The organism is Bacillus cereus group sp. BfR-BA-01311, assembly GCF_022664295.1.
In the GTDB taxonomy this organism is placed as follows: domain Bacteria; phylum Bacillota; class Bacilli; order Bacillales; family Bacillaceae_G; genus Bacillus_A; species Bacillus_A cereus.
On sequence record NZ_JAKUHC010000006.1, the window covers coordinates 68,824 to 87,998 of the forward strand.

The following is a 19,175-nucleotide window of genomic DNA, read 5'->3' on the forward strand; positions in this document are numbered from 1 at the left end:
ATAAGGAATTGGCCCACTTAGCAAAAAGTAAGTAAGGTATAGAAGGCTTTATATAATGTAAAGAAGAAAAGTTTAACATAAAAAACTGCATGTCAATTGTTGAAGAATTAACAATTGGCATGCAGTTCATGGATTGGATTTTATTTGTATTGATTTAATCTTTCAAGGGCTGTTTTAGGTAAGATTGGAATTGAAATAGTAAAAGTTGTACCATTTTCATTACTAGTCATTTTTAATGTACCGTTATGATTTTGAATGATTTTTTTCGTTACTGACAAGCCGAGCCCTGTACCGGAATCTTTTGTTGAGAAGAATGGATCAAAGATATAGTCTTGAATGGCTCGTGGAATACCAGTTCCATTATCAGTGAAAGTAATACGGACAAAATTATCAAGGCGGTAACTAGCGATTTGTATAGAAAGTTTTTTTTCGCTTTGAGCATCGACAGCGTTCTGGAATAAGTTTAAAAAAACTTGTACAAGTTCATGACGATCAATATGAACTAATATATCATCTAATTCGGTAGAAAAATTATAATCAATTGAAATGTTATGTAAAAAGACTTCACTAGCTAATAACTGTTGAATATACTCACGTAAAAATGTATTAATGGGAAAGGGTTCTCTTTTAAATTCACGTGTTTTTGAAATAGATAAAAATTTTGTAATGATACTATTTGCGCGATCTAATTCAGGAATAAGTAAGTTTTTAAATAGTTCCTTATTAGATGGAGAAACATTTTCTTGTAAAAATTGTAAGTATCCTCGTACTGTTGTAAGAGGATTTCGTACTTCGTGTGCAATTCCAGCTGCGATTCGCCCTGCTAACGAAAACTTCTCTGCATCACGTTCTGTATTTAAATAATGAAAGACACTAATAACTCTAAAAATCTCCCCGTTATAATCGCGAATAATTCGGTTATTTATAATGCCATAGTTTTTGTCTAAAACTTCTTCATTATATATTTCTTTTCCCGTTCTTAATGTTTCAATCGCTTTAATTTTTTCTTCCGGCAAGTTTAGTAATTGTTGAATCGGTTTTCCGATAATATCATTTCGTATTACACCGAAATCATCTGCAGCAACTTGATTACATAAAGTAATATTCCCTTTATTATCGACAAAAGTTACATGATGTGAAAAGGCATCAAAAATATGTACAAAGTGTTTTTCGAGTTGTTCAAATAAAAATAATGAATCACAAGTAAGTTGAAAATGAGCCTCTTTATTCTCTTTTGGTATTTCTTGAATGGAATGGGTTGTTCTAGTTTTCTTTATTCGTAAACCAATATGTGGATTTTTGTATGTGAAATGATGTGGTAATTGATTCACAAGTTCTTCATAAAAACGTACTTTATTTTCTAGTTCTTCAATTCGTTTTTCATGAGATACAGTAGCATCGTTTGGAAGCATAAATAAATAACCCCTCATTTTAAAAATTCTTCCATATAGTATATCATATTTTTATAAGGATACTCTTAAAGAAAAGGCTACATGATGCAAAGTGTTTGGAAAGTGAATAGAAGATGAAGTTAAAAAGGGAGGGGTATATGTGCTGTTTATTGGAGTGACAGGATGGGGAGATCATGATTCTTTATACATAAATCCCTATGAAAATAGAAATAAATTACGAACATACAGCGAGTATTTTCCTATAGTAGAAGTGGATAGCTCATTTTATGCGATGCAACCTGCACGAAACTATACAAAATGGGCAATGGAAACACCGAAAGATTTTTCTTTTATCGTAAAAGCATATCAAGGAATGACAGGACATATGAAAGGTGAAATTCCTTTTTCTACGTTCGATGAGATGTTTGATCTATATAAACAATCTATTCTTCCTTTAATTGAAGCTGGTAAATTAAAAACGATTTTATTTCAATATCCACCATGGTTTGATTGTAAAAAGAAAAATGTAGATTTGCTTCGATATACGAAAGAAAAAATGGAAGGTTTACCATGTGCAATAGAATTTCGAAATCAAACATGGTTTTATCCAGAAATGAGAGATAAGACGTTACAGTTTCTAGAACAAGAGAAATGGATTCATACAATTTGTGATGAACCACAGGCTGGGATAGGTTCTGTGCCACTCGTGTTAGAGGTTACGAATTCAGACATGGCATTAATACGTTTTCACGGTCGAAATGTTCATGGTTGGCTTGATAAAGGGGAAAACTGGAGAGCGGTTCGCTGTTTATATCGCTACAACAATAAAGAACTGGAAGAATGGGTTGAACGATTAGAGCAATTAAAAAAGAAAACAAAGGATATATACGTACTGTTTAACAACAATTCAGGTGGGGATGCAGCAGATAATGCGAAACAGCTTATGAAAATGATGAACATTACATATGGTGAGCCGAAGCCGGAGCAATTAAATTTTTTTGAATGATAATAAACAAGAAAGGCACTGTACAAACAGGGGGAATGTACAGTGCCTTTCTATATGAAAAAGAGGGGTAACAATGTTACTGAGCGTTTGGTTGATTCATCAATTGTTGGCTTCATAATAAATGATAATGGTTATCATTATCATTGTCAATGGTTTTTCTAAAAATATATAAAAAACTTTGTATATTTTAAATAGAGATAAAAAAAGAACAGCATTAATGCTGTTCTTTTCCATTGACGAATTGTTGTAAATCAAAAGGAGTTATCGCTTGGATAAATTCTTTTGAGATAAGTGTTTGAACGAGAGTGCTCTCAGAGATAGAAGCACCTGTTTTCTTTTCATAAGCTTGTTTTAATAAATCAAGTTTTTCAGCCGTTTCTTTTGGTAATTCAATTGTAAGTGTGTTCATAATTTCTCCCCCTTATTATTAGAGTACCACTACAGTATAGGAGAGACAAGAAAAGAGAATATGAAATATAAAAAAGGTTACCAAATTTTCAAATGGTAACCTTTTTTATGTATAAGAGTTATTAAGCAATACCGATATACTTTAAAGTTTTTGATGGAGTACTGTGATCAAAGAAGTGTTGTAAAAATGCAATATCAACACCTGATTTGTATGCACAATAACCCCAAGTTTTTCGAAGTGTATGTGAGCTAATCCCTTCTAATCCAACTTCTTTTGCAGCTTTGTTTAAAATGTACCATGCATGTTGTCTCGTAATAGATTTTGTTCCTTTTTGAGATTTTAACAATGGTTCATTACGTTTCCAAGTTTTACGTTCTTTCATGTAGTCTTCGATTGCGTGCTGTAAGTCTTCATTTACAGCAAACCATTTATGTTTCTTCACTTTTTCATTGTAAAATAAAATGGAATGGCGAACATTTTCATTTTCATCGATTACATCACTAACTTTTAATTGTAAGATTTCACTTACTTTTAAGCCAGAATTTACAGCTAATACGAATAATAAGCCATCACGTTTCGAAGATTGTAAAAGTATATTTTTGATAGTTTCTAATTGTTTTTCATTTTGAATAGGTTGTCCTGCTTGTTTCATTTCACGCACTCTCCTCTTTTATATGTGTAAAGGAAAGGATTAACTTGTTTCTTACTATAAAGGGAGAGTGTGAATTTCATGTGAACTCCTAGTGAAATTAAGACAAATTATTTGACTTCTTTTACTTTTTGTAAATTGAAATAGAATACAACACTGTTAGTCGTATTATACACACCGTATTCGGCATGATGGAGGTCTAAAATGTTTTTTACAATAGATAATCCGAGACCGGTACCTCCAGTGTGACGGCTACGTGATGCATCTAGACGATAGAAGCGATCCCAAATTTTTTCAAGACTTTCTTCAGGGATAGGGTTTCCTGTATTCTCGATTTCGACTTTTACGGTATCTTCTGCTTCTATAATGGAGACTTGTATTTTTTCTCCCTCTGGCGTATAACGGATTGCATTACTTAGTAAGTTCACAACTACTTGCTCAATGCGACTGCGATTTGCTTTAACAAGTATAGAAGGGTCTGCATCGATGTTCACTTGTAAATGTTTTTCTTCCATGCTAAATAATAATTTTGTGTAGACTTGTTGCGTTAATTCACCGATTGAGAACGTCGTCATATCTAGTTTGTAAGTACCAGATTCCAACTTTGCTAATTCTAACATTTCAACAATCAGCCTGTTCATATTTTCTGTTTCTTCTAAAATAACATCAGTATAATACGAAGTATCCTTACTAACACCATCTTTAATTCCTTCTGCAAAACTTCTAATTACACTTAGCGGTGTTTTTAATTCGTGTGATACGCCAGAAATGAATTCTTTTCTTGTTTTTTCTAATTGACGTTCACGTTCAATATCTTGTTGTAACTTTGTATTAGCAACATTTAATCGATCGATTCGATCTTTTAAATTTACAGATAATGTATTGATACTGCCAGAAAGCCCGCCAATTTCATCGTCAGCTGTAACAGGTAATTTTTCGCTGAAATCAAAATTAGCCATTTTTTTTGTAACACGATTTATTTTAATTAATGGCTTAACAATGATTTTTGAGTAGTAGAAGGATAACAAAATAATTACGAGAAACACGATGATTAAGGCATAGACATAATAATCTTTTAAAACGAGCATCGCTTCATTAACAGGCTGCAAAGATGCTATCGCAAAAGCGTATTCTGTAATCCTTCCATTTTCTATAATCGGTTTTACAAAGATACTATTTTTTATATTTTCTCCGCCATCTAATATGAAAGTACTTAATTGGTTCGAGTTAGAAGTTCCCTCTCTAATCATATCTGCAAAATATTGAACGGCTTGTAATGTTTCAATATCATTTGCAAGACGAACCTCCGCTTTGGATGGGAGCTGTAACTTAGTTATAACACCTGTAAAGACGATTCGAGTTGTAGATTTGTATCGGCTTGCAAGTCTGTTCTTAGAAGGGTTACCATTAATTGACTGAAAATCCGAATAGAAATGTTCGTTCTGCCATTGATTATAATTCGTTCCTAATTTTTGTGGTGTGATTATATTATTCTCTTGTACGACTCCATCAACATTGATTATTACATCTTTTTTTAAACCTAAATTTTCGAATTTATTATATTCTTCTGGTGTTAAAAGATTGTTGAGTGGAATGGAATACTGTTTATTATTGTTGGGATTAAATACATCGATATAGTAATTGTTATCACTTTTAATAATACCGTTAGAATCCAAAAACTGCATATCGGCATTTGTTTTATCATGAAATTCTTGTTTTAGTTTTCTAACCTGCTCATAACTTTTATCACTTTTATCATAATTATCTACGAATTTTTCAAAAGCAGTTTGGACTGTTTTTACTTTCTTATTAATATAAAATTTCTCTAAAAATAGAGATTGTCCTAGGAAAAAAAGTAGGAATATGATTGTAAATAAAGTGGATGTTAATAAAAATAGTTTAAAGACAATACTTCTGTTTTTCACTGCGTCACCTCTTATGAGAAATACTGTAAATGATTTCTTTATCCCGTTAAATCCGATTGGTTCAACTAATAATCAGTGGGGGATGGAAAAAACCTCCACTGATTAAAGTTTCACTTCATTATAACAAACGTTACAAGAAAGTAGAGGGGAGAAATCTGTCTCTTTATAAAGTAGTTATTTATAAAAAGTCACATAAAAAGAACTCGCCAGACGTATGACAAGTTCTTTAGTGTATTATTGTTGAATTGCTGCATCTAAAGCGATTTCAATCATTTCGTTAAATGTAGTTTGACGCTCTTCAGATGTTGTTTCTTCGCCAGTGAAGATGTGATCGCTAACTGTTAATACAGATAATGCATTTACACCGTATTTCGCTGCTAATGTGTAAAGAGCAGTTGTTTCCATTTCTACTGCTAATACACCGTAATCTCCAAGTTTTTTAACTATGTCCATGCTTTCACGATAAAACACATCTGCTGTTAAAACGTTACCGACACGAACGTGTAATCCTTTTTCAGTTCCAGCATCATAAGCTTTCTTTAAAAGGTCAAAGTTTGCAGCTGGTGCAAAATCAAATCCTGGGAATGTTAAACGGTTCATATTAGAATCAGTACAAGCCGTCATTGCGATAATAACATCACGAACTTTTACATCTTTTTGAATTGCACCGCAAGTTCCAACGCGAATTAAATTTTTAACTCCGTAGCTTTGGATTAATTCGTTTACATAAATAGAAATAGAAGGAACACCCATACCTGTACCTTGAACAGATACACGTTTTCCTTTATAAGTTCCAGTGAAACCTAACATACCACGCACATTATTATAGCAAGTAACGTCCTCTAGAAATGTTTCAGCGATATATTTTGCACGTAATGGATCACCAGGTAATAGAATAGATTCAGCGATTTCGCCTTGTTTTGCTTCGATATGTACACTCATAAAAAAGTCCTCCTTATAATGTATTGATAGAAATCAATATCATTTGCATTATACACTACGAATCCTTTCAATTAAAATCTTTTTATTATTTGTAATATGTGCAAAATAGGAGGATTTCATAAATCATAATCTAGAATATATATCTTAAGAAGTTTTGTATGAATAGAGACAATAAAAATGGTAGGTGATGTTTTGAAAAATCTTGTCATTGGGCTTATTGCGTTAGTACTTATTGTGGCAGGAGGATTTTACATAAAAAAATATCAAGAAAACGAAGAGACTGTAGGAGATGTTCAGGAAGTAAAGTGGGATGTTTCAAATGGAAAGGGAAATGAGAAAGTAGATATTGTATTTCAGTTGTTAAACAACAAGAATAATGAAATTCGTGGTGTAAATGATCAAATGCGGGCAGTGATTGTAGATGGACAGTTAAAAAACATACAACAAATTAAACCCACATTTGCAGGGAACGGGTCATATAAGTTATCTTCCAAAATAGCGAAAGACGAAGAATATACAATATTTTTATACGAAGACAAAAATAAGTCCGTAGAGTCATTCGCTAGGAAGAATTTTGGTAGAACGAAAGAGGAGAACAATAAGAAAAAAGTGAAATTTCCAATCGACAGTGTACTTACAAAAAAAATAGGAGAGTATGAAGTTTCTCTTTTATTTGGCGCATTACATCCGAATGAACCAGTTACGTTAACATTTCAGTTTCAAGCGAAAAAGGGTGAAAAATTGAAATTGCATTCAGAGAGAGGAGAAGTAGAGTCACTCTATATAGTGGATGAAACGAAGGAGAATTTTTTATACGCTATGCCTGTAGATACGGATGAGCAATTACAATACCGAATTACATTTCCTGCCGAGGGCACGTATAAAATGTGGGGGAATTTCTATATAAATGGTAAGAAGTATGAAAAAGAATTTATTGTACAAGTTCAAAAAAGAAAAAACAGCTAAGAATTTAGCTGTTTTTTCTTTTTCCTATTAATTTTGTTACAGAGAGCATTGTAATTGGTAAAGAATGATTCTTCCTAAATGCTAAATATTTACCGCTCCATGCTGGTTTATATTTTTCTTTAAAATGTCGTAATCCGCTGAAACTATACGTATAACGAACGTTATTAAAGATTGCAGCAGCCACTCGTTCAGACCAGAAAGACTGTGTGGATAAACCAACATTTGAAAGTGGTGCCATACCGATATTAAAGGAGTGGTATTCATTTTCTTTTGCCCACTGGAATAAGTGGATGAAAATTGCGTCCATAATGCCGCTAGGCGCATCTGGATAATATCGCATTAAATCGACAGATAATGATCCGTTTTGATATACGGGCATGAATGTTGTGAATGCAATAATTTTTCCATCCGCATCAGATAATGTTGCGATAGGAGCGCGACTAATATATTCACGATCGAAGTATCCGAGTGAAAAACCTTTCTCTTTTTTTCCACCAAGCCATGCATCTGAAACTTTTCTTAACTCTTCATATAATTCGTCGGAGAAAGGTGGCTCATGAATAGAGAATGTATAGCCTTCTCTTTCAAAACGGTTGAAAGTAGCTCGCATGCCAGCGCGTTTCTTTCCTGTTATTGTAAAGGTATTTAAATCAACAACAGCTTCTTCACCAAGCTTAAAGAAGTTATAACCAAAATCGTGGTATAAACTCATCCATTTACTTTCAATTTGATAGAATACACAAATGTATCCAAATCGATCAGCCTCAGCTAAAAACTCTTGCAATACAGTACGATAGGAGGAAGGGGCCCCAATTGGATCACCCAGTACAATAAGTCGTTTTCCAGTTATTGAGAAGAGAATGAGTGCTTTTCCATCACTACTGAAAAAGAACTGTTTATCTCCTAAAAAACCTAAATGACTAAGTACATTTCCACCATGTTCATCTAAGAAGTTTTGTAATCGTTTATCATTAGCTGGTTGCCCGGGAAATTCATTTCGATAACGATTTGCAATGAGTGAACCAATTAGTAAAAAAGTAGGAACAAAAAAGGCAGCTGCTAATGCACTTCGTTTTACTTGTGTAATATTACGAACGACAAAATCAGGTTTGAAAGCTTCTTTTGCACCTGCAAATAAAATACCTAAGTTTTTATATAAATATAACGTTACAAGTAGGAATATAAAAACTTTTACGATATCGGAAAGTGAGACTTCCATTTTCTCACGTACAAACCTTTTACGAAGCATATACAATACAGCGAGTACGATTAATAAAATAAAAGTTTCTTCAACATCAATTCCTTTTAGTGTGTTAAAAATAGCCGCTCCAATTAAAGAAACAATCGTCATATAATAAGAACGTTTTGTTCCGTAATATATCCCCCGCGAAAGAATGAGGAGGAGAATACCGAATGTTAGCGATAAGCTAAAAGAAAATTGAATAAGATGTTTTGGAGCTAGAATATGTAAGGCGTGTGCCCGATTTATACTTGTCGGTAGAATGGTTGATAAAATAACCATTAAGCCAGCAAATACTGTTAAAGCAGCAGATGCCCAAGAACCTAACTTTCCTAGAAAGTCACGCTGCAAAGTCCATATAACACCAGTTGTCTCTAATGCAGGCGCAATAAAAGGTTTATCTTCAAACTTTTTAATGGCTACTCCTGTCATTTCAAAAGCTGCAAAAATGAGACCAAGGCAGAAGGGCAAGATGTAATAGACGAGACGATATAATAACATAGCAGGGAGTAAAACACCTGTATCGATGCCGTATTGCCCAAGCCCAGTTAAGAAGACAAGATCAAATGATCCAAGGCCACCAGGAACAAGACTAACGACACCAGCTAAAGCAGCAATAACATATACGCCTAAAAACTTTTGGAATTCGATTTCAATGCCAAATAATAGTAATATGACGTACATAACAATACCAGCAGATACCCATTCGACTAATGAAACTAATGAGTATAAAACAGTTGGGTTTTTCTCCTCTTCTTCTTGTTCCTCTGTTTGCGTCGCTTTTCTATTTTTTAATTTAGAAAATCCGATATATATAGGGACGAAAAGAGCGAAGAAGATAAGAACAGGCCATAGCCATGGTTTTTCATGCAAAATAAATCTCGTGTCTAATATTCCGATAAGACCAAGAAATGAAAGGATGGCTAATCCATTAATAAAGGCAGTTGTCATCCAAGCGATACTTTTAATAAGTTTTCCATTTTCTTTTATATATGGACGATAAAGCATTGTGCGTACGCCGGCTCCAACAAGACCACCAAACCCGATAAATCCATTTAAAGTATTAGCAATCCACGAGATACGGAAAATCTTTTGGACAGGGATATCAGCTTTTAAGTAACGAAGCATAACATAGTCATAAAAGAACATTGTTGATACAGCGAATGCACCAAGTGTAATTGCTAAAAAGACTCCTCCAGTTGGAATGTTTTTAATTGTATCAATCGCTTCTAAAAAAGAAATGCCCGCTAATTCTTTTTTTGCTTGAAAGAATACAATTGTTAATACAACAAATGGGAAGATAATTTTCCCGATTTGTAAGAAACGTTTCCATGAAAACGACATAAATACAACTCTCCTTGTATAAGAAAACTGAGACAATAATATTATTATGACAAACTTCAAGAAAAATAAAAAGGTAATTTCCTGTATAGGGGAGCTATTTTTTATATAGGTATATTTAAAAGAATATTTCGTTTATCAGAAAATTAAGTTAGAATAAGGTGAAAGAAGGGTGAGGGGGAGTATATGATTATAAAAGGTTACGTAGGATATGAGTTAGAAAAAGAGAAACCTAATACATCAGAAGATTTTTTTAACAGATCTGAAGTGACATATATATTAAATGGTAAAGAGAAAACTTTTTCGGTTTTATATGTTCGATATTTTGAAGAAGTTTTACAAGAAATTACTCCTTTTGAAGGAAATCCAGTGTATAAAGTAGAAGAACAAAACATATATTTGCGCGATATTGTAGCGATATGTTGTTTAATGAAAGATAAGGAGCTTCGTGCGCAAAAACGTTTGTATTTAAATAATATGGAAGAATTTCAACAATATTTTGATGAGGGAACGGTGTCGAAAGTACAAGAAATATTGGCTGAATTACATAAAAATAAAAGAGTAGAAATAGCGTGAAATGGCAAAGGAGAGAGAAAAAATGTCTAATTTGATGGTTGAAAATCAAACAGAACAAGTTTCTATATTTTTAGAAGATGCTATTAATTTGATAACCAATTATGTAAATTATCATACGTTAACTTCTTTATTAGAGGAAACACCAGCAGGGAATGAGCGATATTATAAAGGGTTATTAGCATCAATGAGACGACTTCTCGTTTTTTGCGAAGAAGGACAGGATGCATGTTTTGTTTTGTTGAATAGTCAGCCATTTCGAAAAACAGCAGCTGAAAAAATTTTATATAAAATTTACCATCAAGTAATTGCAGAGTTTTTTTCACCGAAGAGTGATCATTGGTATGAAAATAGTCGGTCTGCATATACAGGGAAAAATTCTATCGTTTTTCAACAAACACCACCTGCATCTTTAGAGCAAGTGATGAAGAGTTTAGAAGGTAAATTTCAATTGATGCGTGAAGAACTAGAATATTATGAGACGGATTATCAGACAAAGATGTTACACAAATATTGATTGAGGAAAAGAAGCTAAGGTGACTTAGCTTCTTTTCCTTTTGTACAGTTATATAAGGGATTTTCATTGAATATAGTTAAGTGGATAGCATTAGGGAGGTGCAACATGAATCAGCAAGGTGTATTTACAGATTACTTTCATGAAGTAGAAAATTGGTGTGAAAGTGTTCTTCACGTATTAGATAGTCGCGCAATGGAAGTGTATGATGTCCATATGCTTGCTTATAAAATTCAGACGTTATTAGAGCGTATGAAAGAGCATGAGTATGAAACAGATGCAGAGTTTATGTATGAAATAAGCGATGATGTAGAACATATTCAGCATCACTTGCAGGAAGTATTTATGCAAGAAGAAGAGGAATATGAATTATATGAAAGAGGGGATAGTGAACGAGCTGTCCCAATTGGAGGACATACACTCCCACCATTACCTTATCCATATAATGCGTTAGAACCGTATATTTCTAAAGAAATTATGATGTTACATCATGATAAACATCATCGGAGTTACGTGGAAGGATTAAATAAAGCAGAGAAGATGATGGAAGAAGCGAGAAAAACAAATAAATTTGATTTAATTAAGCATTGGGAAAGGGAAGCGGCTTTTCATGGGTCAGGTCATTACTTACACACGATATTTTGGAATAACATGAAAAAAGACGGTGGTGGAAGTCCAAGAGGAACTTTTTCACAACAAATTGAACAAGATTTTGGGAGCTTTTTACGTTTCCAAAAACATTTTACAGAAGCAGCCTCTAAAGTAGAAGGTTCAGGCTGGGCAATTCTCGTTTGGGTACCCCGATCTGGAAGGTTAGAAATTTTGCAAAGTACACTTCATCAATTATTTACACAATGGGATACGATACCGCTCCTTGTACTAGATGTCTGGGAACATGCGTATTATTTACAATACCAAAATCGAAAAGATGAATATATTAAAAACTGGTGGAATGTTGTAAATTGGCCTGATGTAGAAAAAAGGTTTGAAACTGCGAAACAAATTGAATGGACACCATATTAGACGCAAATTCTCTGCGTCTTTTTTAATGGAAGTAGAAGGAAGATTTCGTTCATATTTTAAAAGGCCAAGCATACACTTGTACAAAAAGTGCCAAAAGGACGTGGGGGGAAATATGAGACGAATTTGTGTAATCATTACGCTTCTTATGATGTATGCAAGCGTTATGCCGATTCCTACATATGCAAAGATGAACAGCAATGTTAGTGCTCGAAATGCTGTATTAATGGAGCAACAGTCTGGTCGTGTATTATACGGAAAGGCAGAACATGAGCCTCAAAAAATTGCCAGTATAACAAAAATTATGACCGCCTTGTTAGCTGCTGAATCAGGGAAGATGAAAGAAATGGTATCAGTTAGTAATGAAGCGGTGAGGGTGGAAGGATCGGCAATCTATTTAAAGCCTGGACAAAAAGTGAAGTTAGAAGATTTAGTATACGGACTCATGCTTAGATCTGGTAATGACGCAGCGCAAGTAATTGCTGAAAGCGTGGGCGGGAGTATAGATGGATTCGTATATTTAATGAATCAAAAAGCGAAAGAAATTGGAATGAAAGATACGCACTTCTCAAACCCTCATGGCTTAGATGGAGATGGATCACATTATTCGTCGGCTTACGATATGGCATTATTAACGAAATATGCAATGGGAAACGAGACATTTAAGAAAATCTTTGGAACCAAGACATATAAATCAGATTCTTGGGATTACCCGTGGAAAAATAAACATAAGCTGGTAACGTCTTATTATGAATTTGCAACAGGAGGAAAAACAGGCTTTACGAAGAAAGCTGGGCGAACGCTTGTGACAACGGCATCAAAAGGTGGACTAGATTTAATTGTCGTAACTTTGAGTGCCTCAAGTGATTGGGATGATCATATGAATTTGTTTGATAAAGGTTTTGACCGTTTCAAACAAACGAAAGTTTTAGGACAAGGAGCAATTGCTGAAATAAATGAAAAGAAGTATGCCAACCATGTTTATACGAAAAATAGTTTTTCGGTACCGTTAACTGAAGAAGAAAAAAAGAACGTAGTATTAAAAGTTGAACTCGATAAAAGTACAAAACTTACGGATGGAGTAAAGGTTGGGAAGACAGACATTTATGTTGGTAATGAAAAAGTTGGAGAACGGAATTTATTTTATAGTAAACGAAAGTTAGTAGCTACAACGGGACTTTACTGGAATAATGTGAAAGAAATTTTTTCTTACATGATAGGTGTTGGGAACGATGGTTAATCTCGTATGGGTAGCGATGGCTGTCATTGGGATTGTATACGCCATGATAAATGGAACGATGGAAGAAGTGAATAAAGCTGTATTTGACGGAGCAAAAGATGCGGTAACGATTTGTATAGGACTTATTAGTGTTTTAGTATTTTGGCTCGGTTTAATGAAAATTGCAGAGGAAGCCGGATTGTTAAAAAAATTAGTTACACTTTTTATGCCGATAGTAAAAAGGTTGTTTCCAGAAATACCAAAGGATCATCCGTCTATGGGATTTATTCTATCAAATATGATGGCAAACTTTTTTGGTCTAGGTAATGCAGCGACCCCTCTTGGTATTAAAGCGATGGAACAACTGAAAGAGTTAAATGGAGGAAAGGATTCGGCGAGCCGTTCTATGGTGACGTTTCTAGCATTAAATACATCAGCTATTACATTAATTCCTACGACAGTCATTTCCATTCGAATGACGTATGAATCAGCGAATCCTACTGAAATTGTTGGGGTAACATTTATTGCACAAGTACTTTCTATGATTGGGGCAATTTGGATTGACCGCTATTTTTACCGAAGAAGGAGTAGAAAGGGGCGGAAAAAATGAGCATTGTAAATACAATTTCCTTATGGGTAATCCCTTGTGTAATTGGTTTTATCCTTTTATATGGCACAATAAAGAAAGTGCCGACGTATGAATCGTTCGTTGAGGGGGGAAAAGAAGGGATTCAAATTGCAATTTCCATCTTACCGTTTATGGTTGGAATGCTTGTGTCTATTTCTATATTCCGGTCTTCAGGTGCGTTAGATGCAATGATATCGGTAATGAAGCCAATGTTAGATTTGATCCATGTTCCAGCAGAAATTGTACCCTTAGCACTTATACGCCCTATTTCAGGCTCTGCTGGTTTAAGTATTACGACCGATTTAATTGCCACATATGGACCAGATTCGTTTATTGGGCGATTGGCTTCTACGATGCAAGGGAGCACAGATACGACTTTCTATATTTTAACTGTATATTTTGGAGCGGTTGGGATTAGAAAAATGGGGGATGCACTAAAAGTAGGACTTTTTGCAGATTTAATCGGGATTATATGCTCAATTGTGTTCGTTTCTTTATTGTTTCAGTAATACTATTCATTTTTTACGCTATTTCGCTTATAATACGTATACGACCACTATTAAGGTGTAGCTTAATAGTGGTTTTTTTATGTGGTATTTTTGACAAAATGATGAACTTTTATTGTGAGAAATATGAAAAATATGGACAATAATAAAGGGTAAAAACATGATTTGACCTTTATATGTTTATTATCATCGCTATGTTGTTTAAGTAAGATGAAGCGAATAGCCGTAAAGCGTATGCGGTTGCCAAGTCTTTCTAATGTAAGGTAAGATAAATTCGAGGTGAAAAAAAGAAATGGAACGATTACAAAAAGTGATTGCGCAAGCAGGTATTGCATCGAGAAGAAAGGCTGAGGAATTAATTCAGCAAGGAAAAGTGAAAGTTAATGGAAAAATAGTGAAAGAGTTAGGGACAAAAGTAACTCCTCAAGATAAAGTAGAAGTAAATAATATCCCTCTTGAAAAAGAAGAACCTGTTTATTTTTTACTATATAAACCAACTGGCGTAATTTCAAGTGTATCAGACGATAAAGGAAGAAGTGTTGTAACGGACTTTTTCCCGGAAATTACACAACGTTTATTCCCAATCGGACGCTTAGATTATGATACGTCTGGCGTATTATTAATGACAAACGATGGGGACTTCGCAAACGTATTAATGCATCCTAGATATAAAGTTGAAAAAACATATGTTGCAAAAATAAAAGGGCCATTAACAGGTGAGAAAATTCGCATGTTAGAACGCGGTGTTACGTTAGAAGACGGTAAAACAGCACCAGCACGTGTGAAAATTATTTCTTGGGACAAGCGTAAAGAGATGGCTATTGTACAATTAACAATTCATGAAGGACGTAATCGTCAAGTACGTCGTATGTTTGAAGCGTTAGACTGTAAAGTAGTGAAATTAAAACGTGAACGTTATGCTTTCTTAGAAGTAGGAAGCCTGCGACCTGGTGATGCGAGAGAATTGACACCACATGAGGTGAAACAATTACGCGCGCTTGCTTCTACAAAGCCAAGATAAGCTATAGAGTTAAAAATTCACCAGTGGAGTGCTCTGCTGGTGATTTATTCAATACAACATTTACCGAGGAGAGGAGAGGTAATATGAAGAAAAATCGCTTATTATTTCGCGTTATTATTCTACTCATTTTATGTGGTGCTGTAGGATTTACCCTTTATCAAGGATTCTTTGCTAATAAAGAGAAAATGCAAATCGGAAAAGAAGCACCTAACTTTATTGTGACGGATTTAGAAGGAAAGAAAATTGAACTAAAAGATTTAAAGGGAAAAGGTGTATTTTTAAACTTTTGGGGCACGTGGTGTAAACCTTGTGAAAAAGAAATGCCTTATATGAATGAATTATATCCAAAGTATAAAGAAAAAGGCGTTGAAATCATAGCGTTAGATGCAGATGAAACGGATATTGCAGTAAAGAACTTTGTGAACCAATATGGTTTGAAATTCCCAGTTGCCATTGATAAAGGACAAAAGATTATAGGAACATATGGAGTAGGTCCTTTACCGACAAGCTTTTTGATTGATAAAGATGGAAAAGTAGTGGAGCAAATTATAGGGGAACAAACGAAAGAACAGTTAGAAGGGTATTTAAAGAAAATTACTCCGTAATAAAGAAAGCCTTTACATAAGGGGTGCGTGTTTATAGTGCCTCTGGTTTAAAAATTCTGAGTATTGCGGTAACTTGAGGTTAGAATATACAATAGTACATATAGATACAGGGGCGGTGAGAGTGTTGAAAGAAATTAAATGTGAATGTGGACATGTTAATCCGATAGGAACCGTTTTTTGTGAAGCTTGCGGGAAACCATTTGAAAGCAATGAAAATGCAAAACTATTGGATATGCGCTATGAGGGGAGTGCACGGAGATCTCTCACGCAGAAAAAAACGATAGTCGATAAAATTTGGAGCTTTTTCTCTTCTGTAAAAGTAGGTGTATGGCTAATCGTAATAACTTTAGCTGCATCAGCGATAGGAACTATATTTCCGCAAGAAATGTACATAACTCCAGGTATTGCACCAGCTGAATATTATAAACAAGAATACGGATTTTTAGGACAATTATACTATCAATTAGGGTTTAATAATTTATACGGTTCATGGTGGTATATGATTTTGATTGCTTCTATCGGTATTTCACTTGTGATATGTAGTTTAGACCGCGTTATTCCACTTTATAAAGCTTTAAAAAAGCAAGGCGTAAAAAGACATCCTAGTTTTTTAAAGAGACAGAGATTATATGGGACTGGTACACCGCAAGAAGGTGACCTGGAAAGAGTGCAAGAGAATTTAAAGAAAAGAAACTATAACGTGAAAGTGGAAGACGGAAACGTTTTAGCAGAAAAGGGACGCTTCTCGCGTTGGGGTCCATATGTAAATCATATCGGTCTTATTATCTTTTTATTCGGTGCGATGCTTCGTTTTTTACCGAGTATGTACGTAGACGAAGCACTTTGGTTACGTGACGGTGAAACGAAAGAAATACCAGGGACGGATGGACAATACTACTTAAAAAACGAGAAATTTATAAAAGAAGTTTATGATAAAAGTAAGGACAAGGAAGTTTTTGATGAAGCGATTGATCGTGTAGGTGATAAAATGATTGCGAAAAACTTCCAAACGAATGCCGTATTATATAAAGCAGTAGGAGAAAATATAGCAGGACAAAAACCGAAATTAGAAAAAGTAAAAGAAGCGGAAATTCGAGTGAATGAACCACTGAAATTTGATCAATTTGCAGTGTATCAAGTGGATTATAAAGAAAGTGAATTTAAAAGTATGTCCTTTAACTTGCAAAATAAAGAAAATAATCAAAAGTGGGGACCAATTAAAGTAGATTTAACGAATCCTAAGGAAAAATATGATTTAGGAAATGGTTATTCTCTAGAACTATTAAGCTATTTTCCTGATTTTTATTTTGATGAGAATGGAAAACCAAATACAAAAACGAAATTACCAAACAATCCTGCATTTGTATTTAAAATGTTTACACCTGAAACACCAGATGGTGAAGTGAGTTTTGTTGGTATTCAGCAAAATATAGAACCAGATGGAAACAACAAATATAAAATGTCGTTTGCAGGTGTTGAAATGCAAAATGCAACAGCACTTACTGTAAGAAAAGATTTAACGCTTTGGATTCTCAGCATTGGAGGATTTATATTTATGGTTGGTGTCATTCAAGGTATGTATTGGAATCATCGCCGTATTTGGATACAACGTGTTAATGATGAATGGTGGATTGCAGGGCATACAAATAAAAATTGGTTCGGTTTAAAGAAAGATATTGAAAGAGTACTAGAAGGTACAGCAATTCCACAGCCAAATGATAAAGTAATTGATAAAAAAATTAGTTAAGGTGGGGAAACGATATGGTGCAAATAAGTAGTAACTTTCTCTTTACCGCATTTATTTTATATTTAATTGCCACTCTATTTTTCGGGGGAGCAATTAAAGAAAAGGGTCATAAATGGGCAAATGTAGGAATAACGATTACAATTTTAGGGTTTATTGCACAAACAGTATATTTTGTTACAAGGTGGATTGCATCAGGACATGCGCCAGTTAGTAACTTTTTTGAATTCGGTACATTTTTCGGCATGATGCTTGTAGGAGCATTTATTGTCATGTATTTTATGTACCGTGTAAGCATAATCGGACTATTTGCATTACCAGTTGCGCTTTTATTAATTGCCTATGCAAGTATGTTTCCGAGGGAAATATCTCCGCTTATTCCATCTTTAAAAAGTAATTGGTTACATATTCACGTGACGACGGCAGCAGCAGGACAAGCCATTTTAGCGATTAGTTTTATTACAGGTGTTATGTATTTATTGAAAAATGTAGATCAATCGACGAGAAGTAAACGTACATTTTGGCTAGAGACGGTAGTATTTACACTTGTTTGTACAGTTGGATTTATTGGAGTAACAACGGTATTTTCTAGTATGAAATATGAAGCGAAGTTTCAATGGATTGATAAAAATGAACAACAAGTGGAAATGAAATACAATCTTCCGGCTTTAGTTGGACCGCACGAAGGGAAGTTACTGACAGAAAATAAATTAGAACCGGCAGTTGAAGTTCCAGCGATTGTAAATGCGAAAAAATTAAATACTGTTATTTGGTCAGTGTTAGTTGGAACATTACTGTATATTGTATTAAGACTTGTTTTACGGAAGCGAGTATCGGCGGCACTTCAGCCGTTAGTAAAGAATACGAATAGTGATTTACTAGATGAAATCGGATATCGATCTATTGCAATTGGATTCCCAGTGTTCACATTAGGTGCATTAATTTTTGCGATGATTTGGGCACAAATAGCGTGGACACGTTTTTGGGGCTGGGATCCAAAAGAGGTTTGGGCACTTATCACTTGGCTCTTTTATGCGGCAGTATTACATTTACGCCTATCAAAAGGATGGCATGGAGAGAAGTCAGCTTGGCTTGCAGTAATTGGTTTTGCAATCATTATGTTTAACTTTATTGTAGTAAACTTAATTATTGCCGGTTTACATTCATATGCATAGAGAAATAAAATAGGGGAGTGCATGTCACTTTCCTATTTTATTTTTGTCAACTTTTCTTCTTTTTTGAGAAAAACATGACAAAGTAGCGGTTGATTTTGTAAAATGATGTCGAGGACATTATATGCTGTTCAAAAAAAATACATAGTTTTGGAAAAAAATTGAACAAAATTTATTATTCTTGTGAAGCATAATATGGGAAGTGAAACATTTAGAAGATTGCTTAAATAAACGAGAATAGCGCAACATAATAGTTAAAGAAGGGTAGGTGTGAACCGCTGAGGTGAGAGTGCGCAGCGGGTAG

18 protein-coding genes are annotated in these 19,175 nt (G+C 34.2%); 12 read left to right on the forward strand and 6 right to left on the reverse strand.

Annotated elements, in window-relative coordinates:
• Nucleotides 1–140: 140 nt before the first annotated feature.
• Entirely contained in the window at nucleotides 141–1,412 is a 1,272-nt protein-coding gene (locus MR136_RS15940) for an ATP-binding protein (RefSeq protein ID WP_242259522.1), read from the reverse strand.
• 139 nt (nucleotides 1,413–1,551) lie between these two features.
• Here MR136_RS15940 and MR136_RS15945 point away from each other — a divergent pair, with 139 nt between their 5' ends.
• Nucleotides 1,552–2,397, forward strand: coding sequence for a DUF72 domain-containing protein (locus tag MR136_RS15945; protein ID WP_000897358.1), 846 nt, complete (start codon nucleotides 1,552–1,554; stop codon nucleotides 2,395–2,397).
• 214 nt (nucleotides 2,398–2,611) lie between these two features.
• On the opposite strand, the gene MR136_RS15950 is transcribed toward MR136_RS15945, so the two are convergent.
• The 4 genes from MR136_RS15950 to deoD form a co-directional block, all read right to left on the reverse strand.
• Nucleotides 2,612–2,806, reverse strand: coding sequence for a DUF3924 domain-containing protein (locus MR136_RS15950; protein ID WP_001094860.1), 195 nt, complete (start codon nucleotides 2,804–2,806; stop codon nucleotides 2,612–2,614).
• A gap of 121 nt (nucleotides 2,807–2,927) precedes the next feature.
• Entirely contained in the window at nucleotides 2,928–3,458 is a 531-nt protein-coding gene (locus MR136_RS15955; protein WP_000806236.1) for a tyrosine-type recombinase/integrase, read from the reverse strand.
• Nucleotides 3,459–3,565: 107 nt separating this feature from the next.
• Entirely contained in the window at nucleotides 3,566–5,380 is a 1,815-nt protein-coding gene (locus tag MR136_RS15960) for a sensor histidine kinase (protein WP_000797516.1), read from the reverse strand.
• 234 nt (nucleotides 5,381–5,614) lie between these two features.
• On the reverse strand, nucleotides 5,615–6,322 hold the full coding sequence (gene deoD / locus MR136_RS15965; RefSeq protein ID WP_000110703.1) for a purine-nucleoside phosphorylase: 708 nt from the start codon (nucleotides 6,320–6,322) through the stop codon (nucleotides 5,615–5,617).
• Nucleotides 6,323–6,499: 177 nt separating this feature from the next.
• Between deoD and MR136_RS15970 the strand changes: the two genes are divergently transcribed.
• The gene (locus tag MR136_RS15970) at nucleotides 6,500–7,288 is read left to right on the forward strand and encodes a hypothetical protein (protein ID WP_000232610.1); all 789 of its coding nucleotides are present in this window, start codon (nucleotides 6,500–6,502) and stop codon (nucleotides 7,286–7,288) included.
• Between the two features lie 4 nt (nucleotides 7,289–7,292).
• Here MR136_RS15970 and mprF read toward each other — a convergent pair whose 3' ends face one another.
• Nucleotides 7,293–9,872, reverse strand: coding sequence for a bifunctional lysylphosphatidylglycerol flippase/synthetase MprF (gene mprF / locus MR136_RS15975; protein WP_000010845.1), 2,580 nt, complete (start codon nucleotides 9,870–9,872; stop codon nucleotides 7,293–7,295).
• Between the two features lie 183 nt (nucleotides 9,873–10,055).
• Between mprF and MR136_RS15980 the strand changes: the two genes are divergently transcribed.
• The 10 genes from MR136_RS15980 (at nucleotide 10,056) to resC (ending at nucleotide 18,874) form a co-directional block, all read left to right on the forward strand.
• Complete coding sequence (locus tag MR136_RS15980) at nucleotides 10,056–10,445, forward strand: hypothetical protein (RefSeq protein WP_000584367.1); 390 nt, start codon at nucleotides 10,056–10,058, stop codon at nucleotides 10,443–10,445.
• Between the two features lie 22 nt (nucleotides 10,446–10,467).
• Nucleotides 10,468–10,959 (forward strand): YpuI family protein, encoded by a 492-nt coding sequence (locus MR136_RS15985; protein WP_017673022.1) that lies wholly within the window; start codon nucleotides 10,468–10,470, stop codon nucleotides 10,957–10,959.
• Nucleotides 10,960–11,064: 105 nt separating this feature from the next.
• Nucleotides 11,065–11,979: a superoxide dismutase gene (locus MR136_RS15990; protein ID WP_001075741.1), complete on the forward strand. Its 915-nt coding sequence runs from the start codon at nucleotides 11,065–11,067 to the stop codon at nucleotides 11,977–11,979.
• A 112-nt stretch (nucleotides 11,980–12,091) separates the two neighbouring features.
• Nucleotides 12,092–13,216, forward strand: coding sequence for a D-alanyl-D-alanine carboxypeptidase DacB (gene dacB, locus MR136_RS15995; protein ID WP_001252638.1), 1,125 nt, complete (start codon nucleotides 12,092–12,094; stop codon nucleotides 13,214–13,216).
• Nucleotides 13,209–13,805 carry a spore maturation protein SpmA gene (gene spmA, locus MR136_RS16000; protein ID WP_000247811.1) on the forward strand — a complete coding sequence of 199 codons (597 nt, stop codon included), beginning with the start codon at nucleotides 13,209–13,211 and terminating at the stop codon, nucleotides 13,803–13,805. The genes dacB and spmA overlap by 8 nt, the downstream gene beginning before the upstream one ends.
• Nucleotides 13,802–14,332: a spore maturation protein SpmB gene (spmB, locus tag MR136_RS16005; RefSeq protein WP_000029514.1), complete on the forward strand. Its 531-nt coding sequence runs from the start codon at nucleotides 13,802–13,804 to the stop codon at nucleotides 14,330–14,332. The genes spmA and spmB overlap by 4 nt, the downstream gene beginning before the upstream one ends.
• Nucleotides 14,333–14,621: 289 nt before the next feature.
• On the forward strand, nucleotides 14,622–15,350 hold the full coding sequence (gene rluB / locus MR136_RS16010) for a 23S rRNA pseudouridine(2605) synthase RluB (RefSeq protein ID WP_000440556.1): 729 nt from the start codon (nucleotides 14,622–14,624) through the stop codon (nucleotides 15,348–15,350).
• A gap of 83 nt (nucleotides 15,351–15,433) precedes the next feature.
• On the forward strand, nucleotides 15,434–15,955 hold the full coding sequence (resA, locus tag MR136_RS16015) for a thiol-disulfide oxidoreductase ResA (RefSeq protein WP_000742192.1): 522 nt from the start codon (nucleotides 15,434–15,436) through the stop codon (nucleotides 15,953–15,955).
• 121 nt (nucleotides 15,956–16,076) lie between these two features.
• Complete coding sequence (resB, locus tag MR136_RS16020) at nucleotides 16,077–17,702, forward strand: cytochrome c biogenesis protein ResB (protein ID WP_242259523.1); 1,626 nt, start codon at nucleotides 16,077–16,079, stop codon at nucleotides 17,700–17,702.
• 14 nt (nucleotides 17,703–17,716) lie between these two features.
• Nucleotides 17,717–18,874: a cytochrome c biogenesis protein ResC gene (gene resC, locus MR136_RS16025; protein ID WP_000250083.1), complete on the forward strand. Its 1,158-nt coding sequence runs from the start codon at nucleotides 17,717–17,719 to the stop codon at nucleotides 18,872–18,874.
• The last annotated feature ends 301 nt before the right edge of the window (nucleotides 18,875–19,175 follow it).